At 57.0% G+C, this 15,275-nt stretch carries 17 protein-coding genes; all 17 read right to left on the bottom strand.

Annotation, left to right across the window (positions count from 1 at the left end):
- Positions 1-3: 3 nt before the first annotated feature.
- Positions 4-870 carry an FAD binding domain-containing protein gene (locus M7F93_RS04590; protein WP_298169784.1) on the bottom strand — a complete coding sequence of 289 codons (867 nt, stop codon included), beginning with the start codon at positions 868-870 and terminating at the stop codon, positions 4-6.
- Positions 863-1,321: a (2Fe-2S)-binding protein gene (locus M7F93_RS04585; RefSeq protein ID WP_298169781.1), complete on the bottom strand. Its 459-nt coding sequence runs from the start codon at positions 1,319-1,321 to the stop codon at positions 863-865. The genes M7F93_RS04590 and M7F93_RS04585 overlap by 8 nt, the downstream gene beginning before the upstream one ends.
- Positions 1,322-1,323: 2 nt before the next feature.
- Positions 1,324-3,579: a xanthine dehydrogenase family protein molybdopterin-binding subunit gene (locus M7F93_RS04580; protein WP_298169779.1), complete on the bottom strand. Its 2,256-nt coding sequence runs from the start codon at positions 3,577-3,579 to the stop codon at positions 1,324-1,326.
- A gap of 61 nt (positions 3,580-3,640) precedes the next feature.
- Positions 3,641-4,741 carry a nucleoside phosphorylase-I family protein gene (locus tag M7F93_RS04575; protein ID WP_298169777.1) on the bottom strand — a complete coding sequence of 367 codons (1,101 nt, stop codon included), beginning with the start codon at positions 4,739-4,741 and terminating at the stop codon, positions 3,641-3,643.
- Entirely contained in the window at positions 4,666-5,709 is a 1,044-nt protein-coding gene (locus tag M7F93_RS04570) for an adenosine deaminase (protein WP_298169775.1), read from the bottom strand. Before M7F93_RS04570 ends, M7F93_RS04575 begins: the two co-directional genes overlap by 76 nt.
- A gap of 48 nt (positions 5,710-5,757) precedes the next feature.
- Positions 5,758-6,984 carry an amidohydrolase family protein gene (locus M7F93_RS04565; protein ID WP_298169773.1) on the bottom strand — a complete coding sequence of 409 codons (1,227 nt, stop codon included), beginning with the start codon at positions 6,982-6,984 and terminating at the stop codon, positions 5,758-5,760.
- A 20-nt stretch (positions 6,985-7,004) separates the two neighbouring features.
- Complete coding sequence (locus tag M7F93_RS04560) at positions 7,005-8,408, bottom strand: purine-cytosine permease family protein (protein ID WP_298169771.1); 1,404 nt, start codon at positions 8,406-8,408, stop codon at positions 7,005-7,007.
- Positions 8,409-8,468: 60 nt separating this feature from the next.
- Positions 8,469-9,203: an energy transducer TonB family protein gene (locus M7F93_RS04555; RefSeq protein WP_298169769.1), complete on the bottom strand. Its 735-nt coding sequence runs from the start codon at positions 9,201-9,203 to the stop codon at positions 8,469-8,471.
- 102 nt (positions 9,204-9,305) lie between these two features.
- On the bottom strand, positions 9,306-9,704 hold the full coding sequence (locus M7F93_RS04550; RefSeq protein WP_298169767.1) for an ExbD/TolR family protein: 399 nt from the start codon (positions 9,702-9,704) through the stop codon (positions 9,306-9,308).
- 49 nt (positions 9,705-9,753) lie between these two features.
- Positions 9,754-10,458: a MotA/TolQ/ExbB proton channel family protein gene (locus M7F93_RS04545; RefSeq protein WP_298169765.1), complete on the bottom strand. Its 705-nt coding sequence runs from the start codon at positions 10,456-10,458 to the stop codon at positions 9,754-9,756.
- A 476-nt stretch (positions 10,459-10,934) separates the two neighbouring features.
- Complete coding sequence (gene def, locus M7F93_RS04540; protein ID WP_298169762.1) at positions 10,935-11,438, bottom strand: peptide deformylase; 504 nt, start codon at positions 11,436-11,438, stop codon at positions 10,935-10,937.
- On the bottom strand, positions 11,438-11,959 hold the full coding sequence (locus M7F93_RS04535; protein ID WP_298169760.1) for a glycine cleavage system transcriptional repressor: 522 nt from the start codon (positions 11,957-11,959) through the stop codon (positions 11,438-11,440). The genes def and M7F93_RS04535 overlap by 1 nt, the downstream gene beginning before the upstream one ends.
- 1 nt (position 11,960) lies before the next feature.
- Positions 11,961-12,581, bottom strand: coding sequence for a methylthioribulose 1-phosphate dehydratase (gene mtnB, locus M7F93_RS04530; RefSeq protein WP_298169758.1), 621 nt, complete (start codon positions 12,579-12,581; stop codon positions 11,961-11,963).
- Positions 12,571-13,224 (bottom strand): HAD-IB family phosphatase, encoded by a 654-nt coding sequence (locus M7F93_RS04525; RefSeq protein WP_298169756.1) that lies wholly within the window; start codon positions 13,222-13,224, stop codon positions 12,571-12,573. Before M7F93_RS04525 ends, mtnB begins: the two co-directional genes overlap by 11 nt.
- Positions 13,224-14,396 (bottom strand): RuBisCO large subunit C-terminal-like domain-containing protein, encoded by a 1,173-nt coding sequence (locus M7F93_RS04520; protein ID WP_298169754.1) that lies wholly within the window; start codon positions 14,394-14,396, stop codon positions 13,224-13,226. Before M7F93_RS04520 ends, M7F93_RS04525 begins: the two co-directional genes overlap by 1 nt.
- Positions 14,393-14,941, bottom strand: a complete 549-nt coding sequence (locus M7F93_RS04515) for a cupin domain-containing protein (protein WP_298169752.1) — start codon at positions 14,939-14,941, stop codon at positions 14,393-14,395. The genes M7F93_RS04520 and M7F93_RS04515 overlap by 4 nt, the downstream gene beginning before the upstream one ends.
- Before the next feature lies 1 nt (position 14,942).
- Positions 14,943-15,275: purine nucleoside phosphorylase YfiH/LACC1 family protein (locus M7F93_RS04510; RefSeq protein WP_298169750.1), on the bottom strand; the 333-nt coding region annotated here is incomplete at its 5' end.

The raw sequence follows: 15,275 nt of genomic DNA, 5'->3' as shown, positions 1-15,275 counted from the left end.
ATTCTAATCCTCCTTTTTCGATTCACTGCGTCCATGTATGGCCTCCAGCACCAGCCGGGAAGCTATCTCCAAACGATATGCCGTCGTTGAGCGGATATCCTGAATGGGTGCAATATCCTGCCCTACCCTCTGACGCACTTGCGCGTCGGCAATATCACGCAACGCACGTCCCAGCAGATATTGGCTCACGGATGGCAAGGTACAGGGAGTCGCCGCCACACTCGCCATGCCGAAACGCGCGCCCTGAATCATTCCACCACTATCTTCTTCGATGAGAGCCGCGATACTCACCTTGGCAATAGCTTGCGCTGCCCGTGTTCCGACTTTCCGAAAATAGCCACGACTGTGTTTGGGGGGGTAAGGAATCCAGAGAGCACTGAGCAACTCTCCAGCTTGCAAGGCCGTCTTACGATACCCCTGATGGAAATCCATATAAGGCAACCAGCGCGAGCCGTGATGATGGGCGATCTCCAGACGTGCGCCATAAGCCAGCAATACCGGCGCGTTGTCTGCCGCAGGGGAGGCATTGCAGACATTGCCACCCAGCGTGGCGCGGTTTTGAATGGGCGGCGCCCCGGTCACCGCCGCCGAAGCTGCCAGCATCGGCCAGTGGGTGACCACTTCCGCATGTCGGCGAATCACCTCCAGGGAAGTAGCAGCGCCAATCCGGATACCCTCTTCCGTAATCTGCAGCCCCTGCAACTCCCGCAGTCCGCTGATATCCAGCCAGAACTCCGGGTGCCGCTCCGGGGCGAGATGACTCTCCACCATAAGATCGGTCCCGCCCGAAATCACCCGATATTGGCCGGGGGCTGCCGCCAATAGCTCCAGGGCTTCCGGCAAATGCCGGGGCCTTGTCCACTCAGACATCAGCAGACCCTCCGGCAGCCTGGGCGATGGCCGCATAAATGCGCCCATACCCGGTACAGCGACAGAGATTGCCGCTCAGGCCCCAGCGAATCTCCTCCAGGGTCGGGTTCGCATGCTCCGCCAACAGGGCGGTCGCCGCGAGCATCATACCCGGCGTACAAATCCCGCACTGGGTAGCGCCGCACTGAACAAAGGCCCGTGCCAGGGCACTATCTTCGGGAAGGCCCTCCACCGTGGTAATCTCCGCCTGCTCCATCTGCCCGAGAGGAATCAGGCAGCTATTCACCAGCTTGCCATTCACCAGTACCGCGCAGGCGCCACACTCTCCTTCGCCGCAGCCTTCTTTGGTCCCCTTGAGGTCACATTCATTACGCAATACATCCAGTAAACGGGCGTTCGGCGCTGAGCTGCTCTGAAAAGCCTTACCGTTGATGCGCATCGTCGTCGGCATGATCAATTCCCTCCGCTCACCGTCAGCTCTAGCAGCATTTCGGGCCTGACCGGAATCTGGCGAATATCGATATTCAAGGCCTGCTGAATCGCATTGACGATAGCGGGCGCCGGACCATCCATGGGCAATTCACCGACACCCTTCGCCCCTTTGGGACCTGCTCCCAACCCGCCTTCCAGCAGCACCACATGAATAAATCCTAAATCCGCGCTAGTGGGGATGATGTAATTGGTCAAACGGTCATTGGCCATGACCCCGCGCTCATTCCAGAGCACGTCCTCATAGAGGGCATAACCAATACCCTGCGCGACCCCGCCCTCAATCTGGCCTTGCACAATCACCGGATGCACCGCCTTGCCGATTTCCTGAACGGCAGTAAAATCGATCACGTGCGTCTCCAGCGTTATCATATCCACTTCTACTTCGGCAACATAAGCGGCCCAAGCATAACTGGCGTAGGCCCGCCCAAAAAAAGTCTGCTCATCCCAGAGCATGTCTGCTGGCGGGTAGTAGTGTGCAGTCACCAGCGCATCCCCGGCGGCGTAAAGCCCTGCACACGCTGCAGCAAAGCTTTGCGCATCATAGGATTCCGCCAAATCCATCGTTTCCCGCAAACGTTGCAATAGCTGTCCCGCCGCCTTCTGAATGAGCCCCCCGACCACCATACAGGTACGGGAGGCCACCGTCGGTCCGGAATTTGGCACCCTGGAGGTGTCCGTCTGCGCCAGATGCACGCTGTCCATGGGCAGACCCAGCGCAGCGGCCGCGATCTGGACCAGCGTAGTCGCCGCGCCCTGCCCCATTTCGGTGTTGGAACAGAGAATTTCGACGTGCCCATTGGCCAGTGCTTGCAGAGAAACCCGGGAAGCCAGATGCAATTCACCATTACCGGTAAATCCGGCACCATGCGCAAAAGTCGCCAAACCGATACCTCTGCGGGTCGGGTGTCCAGCGGCATTCCAGGCATTATATTCCTCCCGTCGCTGCTGATAGTGCGTGTGTTCCAATGCGGCATCGAGCACGGCATGAGCAAAACAGTCTTTGCCAACCACATCGCCCGTGGGACTCAAATCGCCGGTGCACAGCAAATTCTTTTTGCGCAACTCCACAGGGTCCATACCCAGCTTTTTCGCCAACCGATCCATGGCTACTTCCATGGCAAGAATGCTCTGCGGCGCACCAAATCCACGAAAGGCGCCGAAGGGGGGATGATTGGTAGCGACGGCGCGCCCCTTGATCCTGATGTGGGGGCACTTATAGGGTCCTGGCGCATGAATGACGCCCCGGGAGAGCACTACCGGACTCAGAGTACGATAAGCACCGCCATCAATAGCGAAATCCATATCGATAAACTGCAATTCTCCAGCTTTGTTGGCTCCCAAACGAATCAGGGTACGGGAAGGATGACGCTTCGGCGTTACCCGCAAATCCTCGCCACGCTCATAAATGAGCTTTACCGGTCGACCACCCGCTTTGAGCGCCAGCAAAGCCGCATGGCAGGCAATCACCGAAGGATAATCTTCCTTGCCGCCAAAGGCCCCACCGGTGGTGCTTTGCACTACCCGCAGATGATCCTTATCCATCCCCAGACACTGAACCAATGCATCCAGCACATAGTAGGGACACTGCAAGGAACCTTCCATCAAAATACTGCCGTCTTCCTGCAAATGTGCCAACATACCTTGCGGTTCAATATAGAGTTGCTCCTGGGACGGGGTGAGAAAACGCTCGTCGATCACGACATCGGCAAGATACTCCCCCGCCGCCACATCACCACGCTCCAGAAGATAATCTGCATAAATATTGCCGGGTATAATCTCCTGCCGCGCTTGCAACGCGTCATCTATATCAAAAATCGGAGATGGGTTGGGTAATTCCACCAGAGAAATACCTTTCAGCGCTATTCTGAGTTTTTCCGGGTCTGCATGGGCCAGTAATACCACGGCCTCTCCAGCGTGCCGGAATGTGCGCTCTACCAACACCGGCTGATCATTTTCAAGGAGCTTGATCGCGTTAATACCCGGTATATCTTGTGCAGTCACCACCACAAACTCAGACCAGTTTATAGCAGGATCAAAAACGATTTCCTGTAGAGTCCCACCGGCTCCCGCAGTGCGTACGGTAGTCCCATGAAGCGCATCGACAGCGGGCAAGTCATCCACGTAAAGCGCCGCCCCACTTATTTTGGCAAAGCCATCGACGCGGGCTGGACCAACCACTTGCTGGTCACGTCGCTGGTTAATGATCGTCAAAGACACGGTGCTACTCCTTGTTCCCGAGCCAGAACACTCACAACGGACGCTTTAATGACATCCACGCTCACACAGAATCCTTTAACAGGCGGGCGATAATGGCCCTGGTGACAATGACCGCATTACGCTCGGCGAGAGCGCCAGCATACAAATCGCCGGTTCTCCAGATTTCCGCTTCCGTCTTACCAGGGGGCGGAACATCCACGTCAGAGATCCCGCGTATGGACAAATAATGATCTGCCAGGCCAAAACGAGAGAGCGCGGTGATGTCTCCGAGATCTTCCATGGCGGTATTGGTATATTTTGCCTCTCCATGGCTATATAGATGCACAATTTGCTCGGCAATAGCCTGATTCTCTTTACCGATCCAAAAATCATTTCCAGTAACAGTAGCACCTACCATCACTTTCGGTGCCACGGAGATAGCGAAGATTTTATCCAACTTTTTGGCTTCGGATGAGTTTTCCAATTGTACGTTGGCTGAAGCCTCCACCGCCATGGTCAAGAGTGCCGGATTGACTTTATAAGCCAAGTTCTCATATAGATTATGGGTGTATTCACCACAATGGCCGGGAGCGGCGTAGTCTGCACACCCCGGAGGCGACCACGCCAACTGCTTCTGATCACTCAGGTAATGATGTCCAAAAGCCCAGGAGATCACCCAGTTATTGATATACACACTGCCCAGTGCAGAATCTTTTACGTCCACACCACCGGCGATGCCACTGCGGATAAAAATGGTTTTCTTGACATCCAGAGCCGCGTCTTTCACCAGACTGGTGACGGTGACTGCGGCATTGATTTCCCCTTCACCGGTTTCCGTAACACAGACACCTTTGCTGTCGCAGATCAGAGGCTTGATGAGACCTGGTACATGCAAGATCTTATGATGAAAAGATTTTTGCACCGTCCATGCTTGCCACTCGGGCGGGAATGCCGTCAACACGATCACTTTCGGGCTCATTTTTGCCGCCGCCGGTATAATCTGTGCGTCGGCCAGTGGCGCCATCAATGAACAGCCGACTGCACCACATAACATCATATGCTTCCAAAGCGTATTTTTCTCCACGAACACTCTCCCTGGTGAGTTTTTCATAATAGGTTCTGATGTGATGCGCCGTACTGATCCAGATCCCTGAGCAGGGACTGCTTTCGTTGGTCCGTACAAAAAGCCGCTTCAACGGCGTTACGTTCAAGAAGTAAGGCGTCTTGCGCTGTTAAATCCAGACTGGAAAGCGTCTCGATGATATTTTCGCTCAGGTATCCACCGAAGTACGCCGGGTCATCCGAATTAATCGTCGCCGACAACCCTGCTTTCAACAAGCGGCCCAGATTATGTTCAGATAACTGGCTAAACACTTTGAGCGCGACATTGGAGAATGGGCAGACCGTGAGAGGGATTCGGTCATCCACCAGACGCCGCACCAGTGCCGGATCCTCCAGGCAGCGCACCCCATGATCTATGCGCTCGACATCCAGCACATCCAGCGCTTGCCAGATATAGGCGGGTGGCCCCTCCTCCCCGGCATGGGCAACCCGATGCAGGCCCATGGACTTGGCCACCTTAAACACCTCCTGAAACTTTTCTGGCGGATTGCCCAACTCAGCGGAGTCGAGACCAATGCCGGCAATGCCCCCCAAAGCACAAGCACGCTCCAAGAGCACCACCGAGGGTTCCGGATCGCGATCCCGCTCAAAGCAAAGAATCAGCGCGCTGGATATATGCCAGTCGCGCTCGGCGTCGCGCAAGGCGGCGTTGATGCCACCCATCACCGCCGCCAATGGCACGCCATTGGCAAGATGCGTCTGTGGATCAAAAAACAGTTCCGTATGCCGAATCTGCTGGGCTTTACAGCGGGCCATATAGGCTAGAGTCAGCTCATAAAAGTCTTGCTCTTCCCGCAATACGGACGCCCCCAGATAATAGACCTTCAGAAAACTTTGCAGATCCTCAAATTGATATGCCGTCCGTGCCGCCGCTATCGTCTTATAGGGAATATCCACGCCGTTACGCCGGGCCAGCGCGATAAGTAATTCGGGCTCCAAAGTGCCCTCAATATGCAAATGCAGCTCTACCTTGGGAAGACCCTCCACAAAGTCAGCCAGCCCCCTTTTAATCTTTGTCATACTTTCCATAAAAGGTGTTGCTCCGTATGTCTTTATAAGACTATGCATGTACATCGCTTAGGCCGCCCGCTCACCACTGAGCCAGGTTCCCAGCGGACGCTGTTCCAGATCAGCCGGCTTACCGCTTAAACATTCCTCAAACCAGGCTTCCACAGAAGACGCTGCGGGCTTCTGCGGCAAAAGCACAAAATCAGCCCGTTTTCCCACCGTCAAATCACCACCGACGGCACCTCTACCCATACATTCGGCACCCGCCTTGGTAGAACGATACAAGGCCTCCTGAGGCGCAACAGCAACGTCCGCTTCCCGATGTGTTCCCAGAAATCGCTGCATGACATGCAGCATGCTATGGCTGGGACCACCGCCTATATCACTCGCCAACGCAAAGGGAATATCGTAAGCACGGACTTGCTCTAAGGGCATGCGTCGGTTGCCCAGCGCCTCATTACTCGTAGGGCAATGCGCGACCCAGGAGCCGCGCTCCCGAAGGCAGCACCATTCCTCGTCACGCATTTCAATACAGTGGCCCAATATCGTCCGGGGCGTCAGCAGACCCGCGCGGTCATACACCTCGGTATAGTGCGCCGCGTCGGGAAACAGCTCTTTAACCCATTGCAGCTCCGCGACCGATTCCGCGAGATGCGTCTGAATCAAACACCGACTCTCGGCAGCAATCTGTCCCAATGCCGCCAGCGACTCTGCGGTCAGGTTAGGCGCAAAACGGGGGGTCAGGGCATAATGCGCCTTATCCGTCTGGCCCATGAATGCACGCAGCGCGTCAGGATTGTGCAGGCTGTAATCGGTCAAGGTGTGGGGCGCGTGAACCGCCATGAGCACATTACCAACCACCCAATCACCGCGCATTGATGCCAAAGCTATCTGAGTCGCCGCGGCATGAGTGCTGGAATAGCTCATGCCCATCACGGTCCCCGCGCGCAACAAATCGGCATAGCATTGAACCGCCGCAGCCTGGGCCAAATCGGTATCCACGTAGCGCGCCTCTTCCGGCCAGATATGTTCTTGCAGCCAAGTCAGGAGTTCGCCAGAAAAACGTCCCCTGACCCGGTGCTGCACCCAATGTAAATGCACATCCACGAAGCCCGGAACGATCACACCGTCCAAATTTTCGACTTCCGGATCAGACCCCGCCTGCTCAATAACCGTGCTGAAATTACCCACGCCCACAATGATGCCCTGATCGACACATAGTGCGCCATCCTGATAAAACTCCCAGGTATGCGCATCTATCGGATTGAGCATCGGCGCCCTAAATATTTTTTTCACGATCGATATCCACTGACGCTTTAATCTGGAACCTTACTAACAGCCGCTTTGGATAAAGCTTTCATCCGTCCTTGCTCATCAGTGGCGGCATTGTGACCAAACAAAATCCGGTACGATGCCGAAACAACGATTGTCGTAGCCACACCCGCCAATGGCGATATGTCTATACCATGCAACAAATGCGCTCCATACCCCTCCCAAAGCGGATTATTCGAGAACAACACGGTAACCGCGACCCCTATAGCGAGCACCCAGACATTAGCACGCCCATGTGGCAGCCTGCTCAATCCGCCGCGCGCTTCCGGGAGCACATCCCACAAAACATACATGATCATCACACCGGTCCACGGCGCCGCGACGATAATCAGCAAATCCAAAAAAGTCTGAAAAGAATCCCAGAATGATGGTGCCACAAAAAGCATGTAGATACCGACCAGTGTTGCCAGCAGCGCATCCAGAACCGTAACCTTCTTGCGATCCAGATCCTTGCCTACCACCACCGCCAGGCTGAAAGCAGAACTGTAGGAGTTCAAAAAATTAGATGCCAACAAACCTAATATCGCAAACGTGCAAAAACCTAAATACAGTGCCGAAGTACCCAGTCCAGTCGCCATGATGGTGAGTCCAGCAGGTCCTACCTGGATACCGCCATGCACATACAGCGTGATGGCTAATGCGAGGATGAGGCTACCACCCGCAAATCCGCCGAGGCTGGGCCATAGCGCCATTTTAGTCAGGCTCGTGTCACGCCGCACATACCGCGAATAATCCGAAGCAAACATCGTCCATGAGAACGCGCCGCCCATGAGCGCCAATGAAATTCCACCCAGGGTTTGAATTCCGTCAAAGTGGCCTACGGCAGACAGCATCGGAAGCGCCTGTCCACCATGCAGATATACCAGTATGGCTATCGCAAACAGGGCGAGAAATAGCGCCCCCACCGTCTGCGCCGTCACGATGGCCTTATATCCGATAATGGGCACTACAAAATTGCCCAGAATAGCCAGTACCAAGGCATAATAAATACTGCTATTCGCAGGTACCAATCCATAGCTGTCAAAAACACTGCGGAGGATATACACCACAAGTACCAACACCACGGCCTGCCAACCCAACTGAGACAACCAGTTACTTAGAGAAATCAGCTTATTGACCGGCTTTCCAAAAACGCGTGCGGAAACCGCCATGGTCGGGATCCCATACACGAATCCCGGGATACTGAGGATGCCCACGGCGGCAAATAGTGTGGACGCCAGCAGCACAACCCACAGAAACGGCGCCAAGGGAAACAACTGGGCGATGAGGACCCCGACCGGCAGGCTGGAAGCGGTCATGGTCGCGGCGAGCCAGATCAGAGCGACATGAGGCGCCGAGCTGGTACGCTCCGCTGCTGTCGTGGCGCTTATTGAATGCCTGTCACTCATCACCTTTCTCCCTCAGTGTTACAACCCATTGGATCAAAGCACTACTGACTCGTAACAGCACTAATTTGATCCGGCGCCTACTTTGACATCAATTTGAAAAACCGTATTCTGTTTAGGCATCTTTTTCAAAAATGGTGGGAAGCCACCCTTTTTAATCGCGGCAAGTGCCGCACGATTTACCGCGCCTAAAGGACTCGGCTTGATGATTTTCGCCCAAAGCAATTGACCCGAGGGAGAAATTTCAAACTCCACAGTCGCTTTGCCACTCAGCCCCATCGCCCGCAACTCAGCGGGAACACGCAGGCTCTGCTGAATTATCGGCCGTACCATACCAACATAACGCCCCATCAATGACGCCGTCTGCTGAGCCGACATCGGCGGTGGCGCAGGCGGCGGAGTCACCACCGGCTTAGGGGTCGGCATTGGCACTGGCTTCGGTGGGGTAACCGTCTTTACCGGCGGCGCTGGTGGCGTTGGCGCCGGTTTCGGCGGAATCACCACCTTCGGGTGCGGACGGGGCGGTGGCGGCGTCACATGATGCACCACCGGTTTGGGAGGAATCGGTTTCGGTAAAGGCTTGGGTACCACCTTCGGCGGTGGTTGCGGCAAAGTCACCATTTGTACCGCAATGACGTGTTCCTTGGGCTTAACGGCCTTTACCGGAGGCGTGCTGTGTCCATACCAGATCAAGCCGAGCACGAGCAGAACCTCAACCGCCACGGCACCGCCCACGGCATACTTGAAATGGCGTTCCTTCGGCTCCGGCATGAGTGCATTATTCGCAATCCTAGGCATCGTGGTAATCATATAAATCTATTCCCATTCTCGAATACTGTCTCACTCGCCAACTGTACGTCTGGTATCCGCTCACGTCGCCCAGAGCACAGACACGAATACTCATGCGGGCTTCGCCGCAATACCAATGCTGGTTACACCCGCTTTTTGACAAGCATCCATCACCTGCACAAAATCCTTGAAAGGAACCATTTTATCGGCCGCGATCGTCACCTGTGTGTGTTTAGCATCGCCATCGCCCGCGAGGAAACTCTGCAGTTGATCCAGACTCATTTTTTTGCCCTTCACCACAACACCGCCATCTTTCACGATATTGAGCACAAAATGCGGATGCGGCAGCACTTTGGTTTCGCTGGAAGTGGGCAAGTCCAGCTTTAATCCCTTATCCGTAATCATCTGCAAAGTCATCATGATGAAAAAAATTAGCAGGAACAGCATAACGTCAATCATCGGAATAATTTCGACACGCCCTTTTTTGCGGGGTCGGCGTTGGGGCAACATTACTTTACTCCTTACTTTGCCTGGCAAAGTGAAAAAACATTCCAAAACATCATGCGGTCACTTTGGACGCCGTGGCTGACGATGGAACATTGACTGCCGTCTCCTCTAACACCACGGGCGCCCCATCCAAACGGTTCATAAGTACCACTTTCAACGACTCGAGCTGGAAAATGGTTTTCTCGATAGCGTTGTTGAATGCGTTAAAACTCAGTAAGCCGATCATGGCAATAAAGAGTCCAGACGCGGTGGCAATCAGCGCATCCGCAACACCGCCAGTAACAGAATTGGGATTATGACCAGGCACCGCGAGGATGGAGAAGGCGTGGAACATACCCAGAATAGTTCCGAACAGGCCCAGCAGGGGCGCCAGAGTGACGATGGTGTCCAAAATCCAAAGGCGCTTATCCAGCCTGGGCGTCGTCAGGAAAATAGCTTCATCTAAACGGTTCGCGAAGGCTTCGCCACGAGCGCTACCGTAATGATGAATCAAATTGAAATGCCGGAGCGCCACGCCCAGCAGAGACTCTTCGGGGAGCCCCTTGGACAAAACCACCAGATCTTCCAGATCAGGGCGCAGCAACTTGCCGCGAGCGGATATTCCCCAAAGGATCTTCTTACCTTTGCTGATGGCGTTACGCAGATACCAACCCCGATCGAAAATCACAGCGAGCTCAACCACGAAAAGAATCATCAACAGGTAAAGAACGCCATCCGAATAATTGGCAAGATGCACAAGATAACCGAACGAGATCATATAAACTCCAGCACAAGGTGATTAACAAAATTACCAAGCATAGACTGAGCAGAAAGCATGCCATTGGTACTTGTTGGCAGCACCTATTATTAAAATCATACAGTTACAAAAACCTAACAAGCCGACAGTCCCTTCTTTGGTGCAGGCAATGCAACTTTGCACCAAAATAGTGCGGTCAATCAAATCAGTCCGAAAGCTTCTTCCACCCCATGATGCGCATAACCTTAGATTCGATAAAGTTCTTTTTTTGTGTGGTATGGGTTCTAAAAACGCAACGGTCCGAAGCGTTCGGAGGCACGTTGCGGGAAATACCGATCGCTCCGCAGAAAAAGCGAAGACATTGGAAGGAATTTTCCGACCATGGCCATGGTCGGAAAACTGAAAAGAGAGATGGGGCTCTTGGGGCCTATATTTGCCAGTCTGGGCGGGCTAAATTGCGTTTCGCGGGTGTCTGTGGTCCCGTCAGCGACTCCAGCCTATTTCTTGTAATTTTTCCGCCGGAACAGATCAATCTTCCGCGAGACCAACCGGTCCAGAAAAAGAAGACCGTCGAGGTGATCCATTTCATGCTGGACGGCGCGGGCCTCGAAGCCTTCGCACTCATAACTCCGCGCTCGTCCCGAGGCATCCTGCGCCTGCACTCGTATGCGTTCGGCGCGGATGACATTGCCGGTAAAGTCCGGCACCGACATGCAGCCTTCCCGACCCACAGCCATGCCCTCCCAGGCCGCCAGCTCGGGATTGATCAACACCATGAGCCCGTGGCAGTCCTCCCCCAGTTTGGGACGCACATCAACGATCACGATGCGCTGCGGGCGGTCCACCTGTGGCGCCGCAATACCCACACCCCCCGGGCCGGCATACATCGTCTCCGTCAGATCATCGACAAAATGGTGCAGATCGTCGTCAAATACACTGACCGGCGCGGCTTTGCGCTGCAGCCTGGGGTCCGGATAAGTCAGAATGGAAAGCACCGCCATCAGAACACCGCCGTCTCGATGGGATGTACACCGATTTCCACCCCTTCCCTCTCCCGCAACGGCACCACGGCCTTACGGACACTCTCCACACCCTCTGGCGCATAGCCCTGAATGACCATCACATAGAGTGGCCGCTCGGCACTGCCGGAGCTCTCGCTTTCCAGATCAATCACATTGAAACCGATGGCCGCCAAGACCCCGGTAACACCCGCGACAATGCCCGGATGATCAGCTCCGTAGACGGTGACCCGGGTATTCGGCAGGTCTGCGGTCAGCGCCACGCTGGAGATAGGGTCCAGATGCACCCGCAGATTGAGGCGTTTGATGGCCGGGTCCAGCGCCATTTCCACGGAACCCAGATCACGCGGATAATCGATGACCTGCATAATGGTGAAGTAACCACCGAGACGCATCATTGAGGCGTCACCGATGGAGCAGTCTGCGGTGAACAGGGCTTGGGTGACGGCGGCGACGATACCGGGGCGATCTTCGCCGATGACAGTGAGAAGGGCTTGACTCATCCTAGACTCCTATGGCGAGGGCTTTCGCCTGTACGAGATAACGAAAACAGTATTCCAGCAATTCGAGATGATGCCTGGCCGCCAGGAAATCCGGGCCCCAGGCCGTCACCCCGTGCTGATGAATCAGCGCACCGGGAATGCGAGGCAGCGCCTGGGCAAAGGCCCTGTCCATATCTTCGGCAATCTGGGCGACGTTCACATGATTGGCGAAGACCGGTAGGTCCACCCGCGGCTCGGCATCGGGCACGCCCAGGCCTTTGAGCATTTCCAGAGTTGGCAGGCGCAACCGGCCCTGCTGCGCAAAGTGCCCGCAGAGATTGGCCTCGATGGAGTGGACGTGGAAAATGACCCGGGCGTCAGGCACATGCCGGTAGACCACCTCATGGATGGCGGCCTCGGCAGAGGGTTTACGTCCCGACGGGGCCTGCACAACCTGACCCCGCAGATTCACCAGGACAAAATCCCCGGCGCCCAACTGATCCTTGGGGCGGCCGCTGGCGGTAATCCAGAAAGTGTCCGTATCGCGGCGTGCCGACAGGTTGCCCGCGGTGCCCAGCATCCAGCCGCGCGCATAAAAATCGCGGGCCGCCGCCGCGAGATGGGGGCGAGGATCATGGTGCATGGGCAGGTTCCCGCCACCAGCCGCGTTGCGCAAGGGCGGCGCTCACATCCCGGAAATCATCGAAGGGCAGGAAGGCCCTCCCCTCCTCCCGCAGATATTCCGCAAGACGGTCCCGTGCACAGACCAAGGGACACTGCCGGGCCACCCGCAAATCGGTGATGGAGTCCCCAATGCAGACGGCATCCTCGGGTTGATAGTGCGCGATCACGGCGGCCTTGGCCACCAGTTCATGGTCATCCTGCCAGGGCGAGAACACCCGCAGGTATTCGCCGGTGATATCCGCCTCAAGACCATGGATGGCGTAAATTTCCTGACGATAAGGGGCGAGGACGATCTCGGCCATGCGCGTGAAGCCGCCGGTGACGACAATAAAGGGGATATCGGCCTTTTTGGCCTGGGCCAGCAACCCGACCAGCCCCGGACGCAACGCCGTATCCCGTACAAAATCCTCCAGATCCGGCCAGCGCCGCGAGGGGATGGTGCCGAGCACCTGGGGCAGGCCAGCGCGCAGGGTCAGACGCTGCGCGTAGATTTCCGGCAGCACCCGGGCGGCGGCCTCCGGCGCAAAATGGCGCATAAGGGCCACGAAGACTTCGGCCTCGGTGATGGTGCCGTCGAAGTCACAAAAAATGGCTCTTTGCATCAGCCCTGCCCCCATTTTTCCACCGCCGCCCGCAGGGGTCCGGCGGGCAAATCTTCCAGAGCGCGCGGCGCCGCATGCTGCCAGCGCTCGATGGCTTCGTGAAAAGCCAGCACCCCGCTCGCGGGGCCTTGGGGATGATCCATAATCCCGGTCCCCGCATTGAGGATGACCTCGGTTCCATAGTCATCGAGGATGCGCCCCACCATGCCGGGATGCACGCCCGCCGAAGGCACCGGCGCCACGCCCCGCGCCCGCAGCGCGGCGACGATGGCCCATTCGTCCGCCGCGGCGAAGGGCAGGCTGCCATAATAGGCCGGATAGAGCACCGCATCCGCGCCACCATAGGCCATCAACGTACCCAGCAAGGCCCCATAGGCAAAACCGTAATCCGGCGCGCCACACCAGGCACCCGCCAGGGCGGGATGGGTGAAGATCGGCACATCGATGTCGGGATCGGCGGCCAGTGCCTCCAGTACCGGAAAACCATACGCCAGCACATTCAGGAGCAGCGCATTAGCGCCGGCGGCCACCAGTTGCAGCGCCAGCGTCTGCACCTGCTGGGCATTCCCCGAGAGGTTCACCGCATAGAGCAAATCACGACCCGTCTGATCACGCCGCGCCTCGATCACCGGCGCACAGGCCTCCCAGCGCGCCAGGGTCGCCGCCATCGGCAGGTCCGGGAGGATTTCGTCATCCTTGATAACATCCAGCCCGGCAACGGCAACCTCCGCCAGAATCGCGGCATGGTCCGCCGCCGTCAGCCCCAACGCCGGCTTGAAGATGGCCATGACCAAGGGCCGTTCCTGCACCCCCAGTCGTTCGCGGATGCCATCCAGCCCGAAGCGCGGCGCCTGTCCGAAGCGCTCCGGCAGACGGATCGCCGTCACCTTGGCGGGACCCGCCAGCGAGTATTTGCCGAAAATCATCGTGAGCAGGCTGCCGAGCCGACCATCCACATTGGCGGCGGGGAAGCGCACCGTGGCCTGATACCGCCCAGCCGCCAGTTCGGCAATGGCGATTACCTCCCCCAGATGGCCGCGCAACTGCGCCTCCCGGTGCTGAAAGCGCGCATCCCAGCTCCCTGCAGTCTGGCCGATGGCAATGGCCTGCGCCTGCCGCCGGGCGTCTATCCCGGCGGGAAACTGGTAATCGACTTCAATGAAAGCCGTCATGGGCTGGGAAAATGCTGAAGGGCGCGATCCGTATAATGCGGTGTCCAGCCACCGCGCGCACTGAAGTAGCGCACCGCTTTGATCCGCTGCGCATCGTTCAGGCGGAACCAGTGTTCCACGTCCGCCGGGATGTGGATATAATCCCCCGCATGCACGGTCAATTCGACCTGCGCGCCGTCTTCCAGAACGAAGCCAAAAACACCTTCTCCGTCCACGATATAGCGAACCTCTTCATCCTCATGGGTATGTATCCGGCGGAAACGGGCATCTAGCTCCGGCAACTGCGGATGTCCGGGATACAGTACGACCAGATCACGCTCCTGATAACCCCGCTCCCGCTGCAAGCGCTGAAAGACGTCATCCAGGGCCGCCAGCAACGCCACCTGTGCCTCCGCAGCCAGTTGTGGCTGGGCCAGCAGCGCCGCTGTGCCCGCCCCGGTCAGCGGAATCGCCTGCAAAGTGACGCCCAGGGGCGCCAGGGTGGCGGCAATCTGCGCAGCGTCCGTGACCCGCTGCGCCGATTCTGCATATTGCAAAGTCGCCATGCTAAACGTCCTCCTTCCAGATCAGAGAAGCCATACGCCCGGTAACACCGTCGCGCCGATAGGAAAAGTAGCGCGCAGGGTCAGCCACCGTACACAGATTACTGCCAAAAATGGCCTGCACGCCGGCGCGCTGCAAGCGCCGCCGTGCCAGCGCATAAATATTCGCGAGCCAACGGTCCCCACGTCCGGGGCGGAAGGCTTCTGCCGCCCCGGCATCCTCCGCCAGGAAAGCCGCCCGCAGCTCCGGCCCGACCTCGAAATGCTCAGGCCCGATGGCGGGTCCCAAGTATATCAGAATATCCTCCGGCGCCACCTGCATGGCCGCCACGCCGCG

The sequence above is a fragment of the Acidithiobacillus sp. genome (genome assembly GCF_027322205.1).
Lineage (GTDB): Bacteria > Pseudomonadota > Gammaproteobacteria > Acidithiobacillales > Acidithiobacillaceae > Acidithiobacillus.
Note: the sequence above shows the minus strand (reverse complement) of the source record. Positions and strands in the feature narration are given on the sequence as shown.

Coding starts and splice junctions, on each gene's coding strand:
- M7F93_RS04590 (WP_298169784.1), bottom strand. CDS start 870: ATGTCTGAGTGGACAAGGCCCCGGCATTTGCCGGAAGCCCTGGAGCTA.
- M7F93_RS04585 (WP_298169781.1), bottom strand. CDS start 1,321: ATGCCGACGACGATGCGCATCAACGGTAAGGCTTTTCAGAGCAGCTCA.
- M7F93_RS04570 (WP_298169775.1), bottom strand. CDS start 5,709: ATGGAAAGTATGACAAAGATTAAAAGGGGGCTGGCTGACTTTGTGGAG.
- M7F93_RS04560 (WP_298169771.1), bottom strand. CDS start 8,408: ATGAGTGACAGGCATTCAATAAGCGCCACGACAGCAGCGGAGCGTACC.
- M7F93_RS04555 (WP_298169769.1), bottom strand. CDS start 9,203: ATGCCTAGGATTGCGAATAATGCACTCATGCCGGAGCCGAAGGAACGC.
- M7F93_RS04550 (WP_298169767.1), bottom strand. CDS start 9,704: ATGTTGCCCCAACGCCGACCCCGCAAAAAAGGGCGTGTCGAAATTATT.
- M7F93_RS04545 (WP_298169765.1), bottom strand. CDS start 10,458: ATGATCTCGTTCGGTTATCTTGTGCATCTTGCCAATTATTCGGATGGC.
- def (WP_298169762.1), bottom strand. CDS start 11,438: ATGGCGGTGCTTTCCATTCTGACTTATCCGGACCCCAGGCTGCAGCGC.
- M7F93_RS04535 (WP_298169760.1), bottom strand. CDS start 11,959: ATGAGTCAAGCCCTTCTCACTGTCATCGGCGAAGATCGCCCCGGTATC.
- mtnB (WP_298169758.1), bottom strand. CDS start 12,581: ATGCACCATGATCCTCGCCCCCATCTCGCGGCGGCGGCCCGCGATTTT.
- M7F93_RS04525 (WP_298169756.1), bottom strand. CDS start 13,224: ATGCAAAGAGCCATTTTTTGTGACTTCGACGGCACCATCACCGAGGCC.
- M7F93_RS04520 (WP_298169754.1), bottom strand. CDS start 14,396: ATGACGGCTTTCATTGAAGTCGATTACCAGTTTCCCGCCGGGATAGAC.
- M7F93_RS04515 (WP_298169752.1), bottom strand. CDS start 14,941: ATGGCGACTTTGCAATATGCAGAATCGGCGCAGCGGGTCACGGACGCT.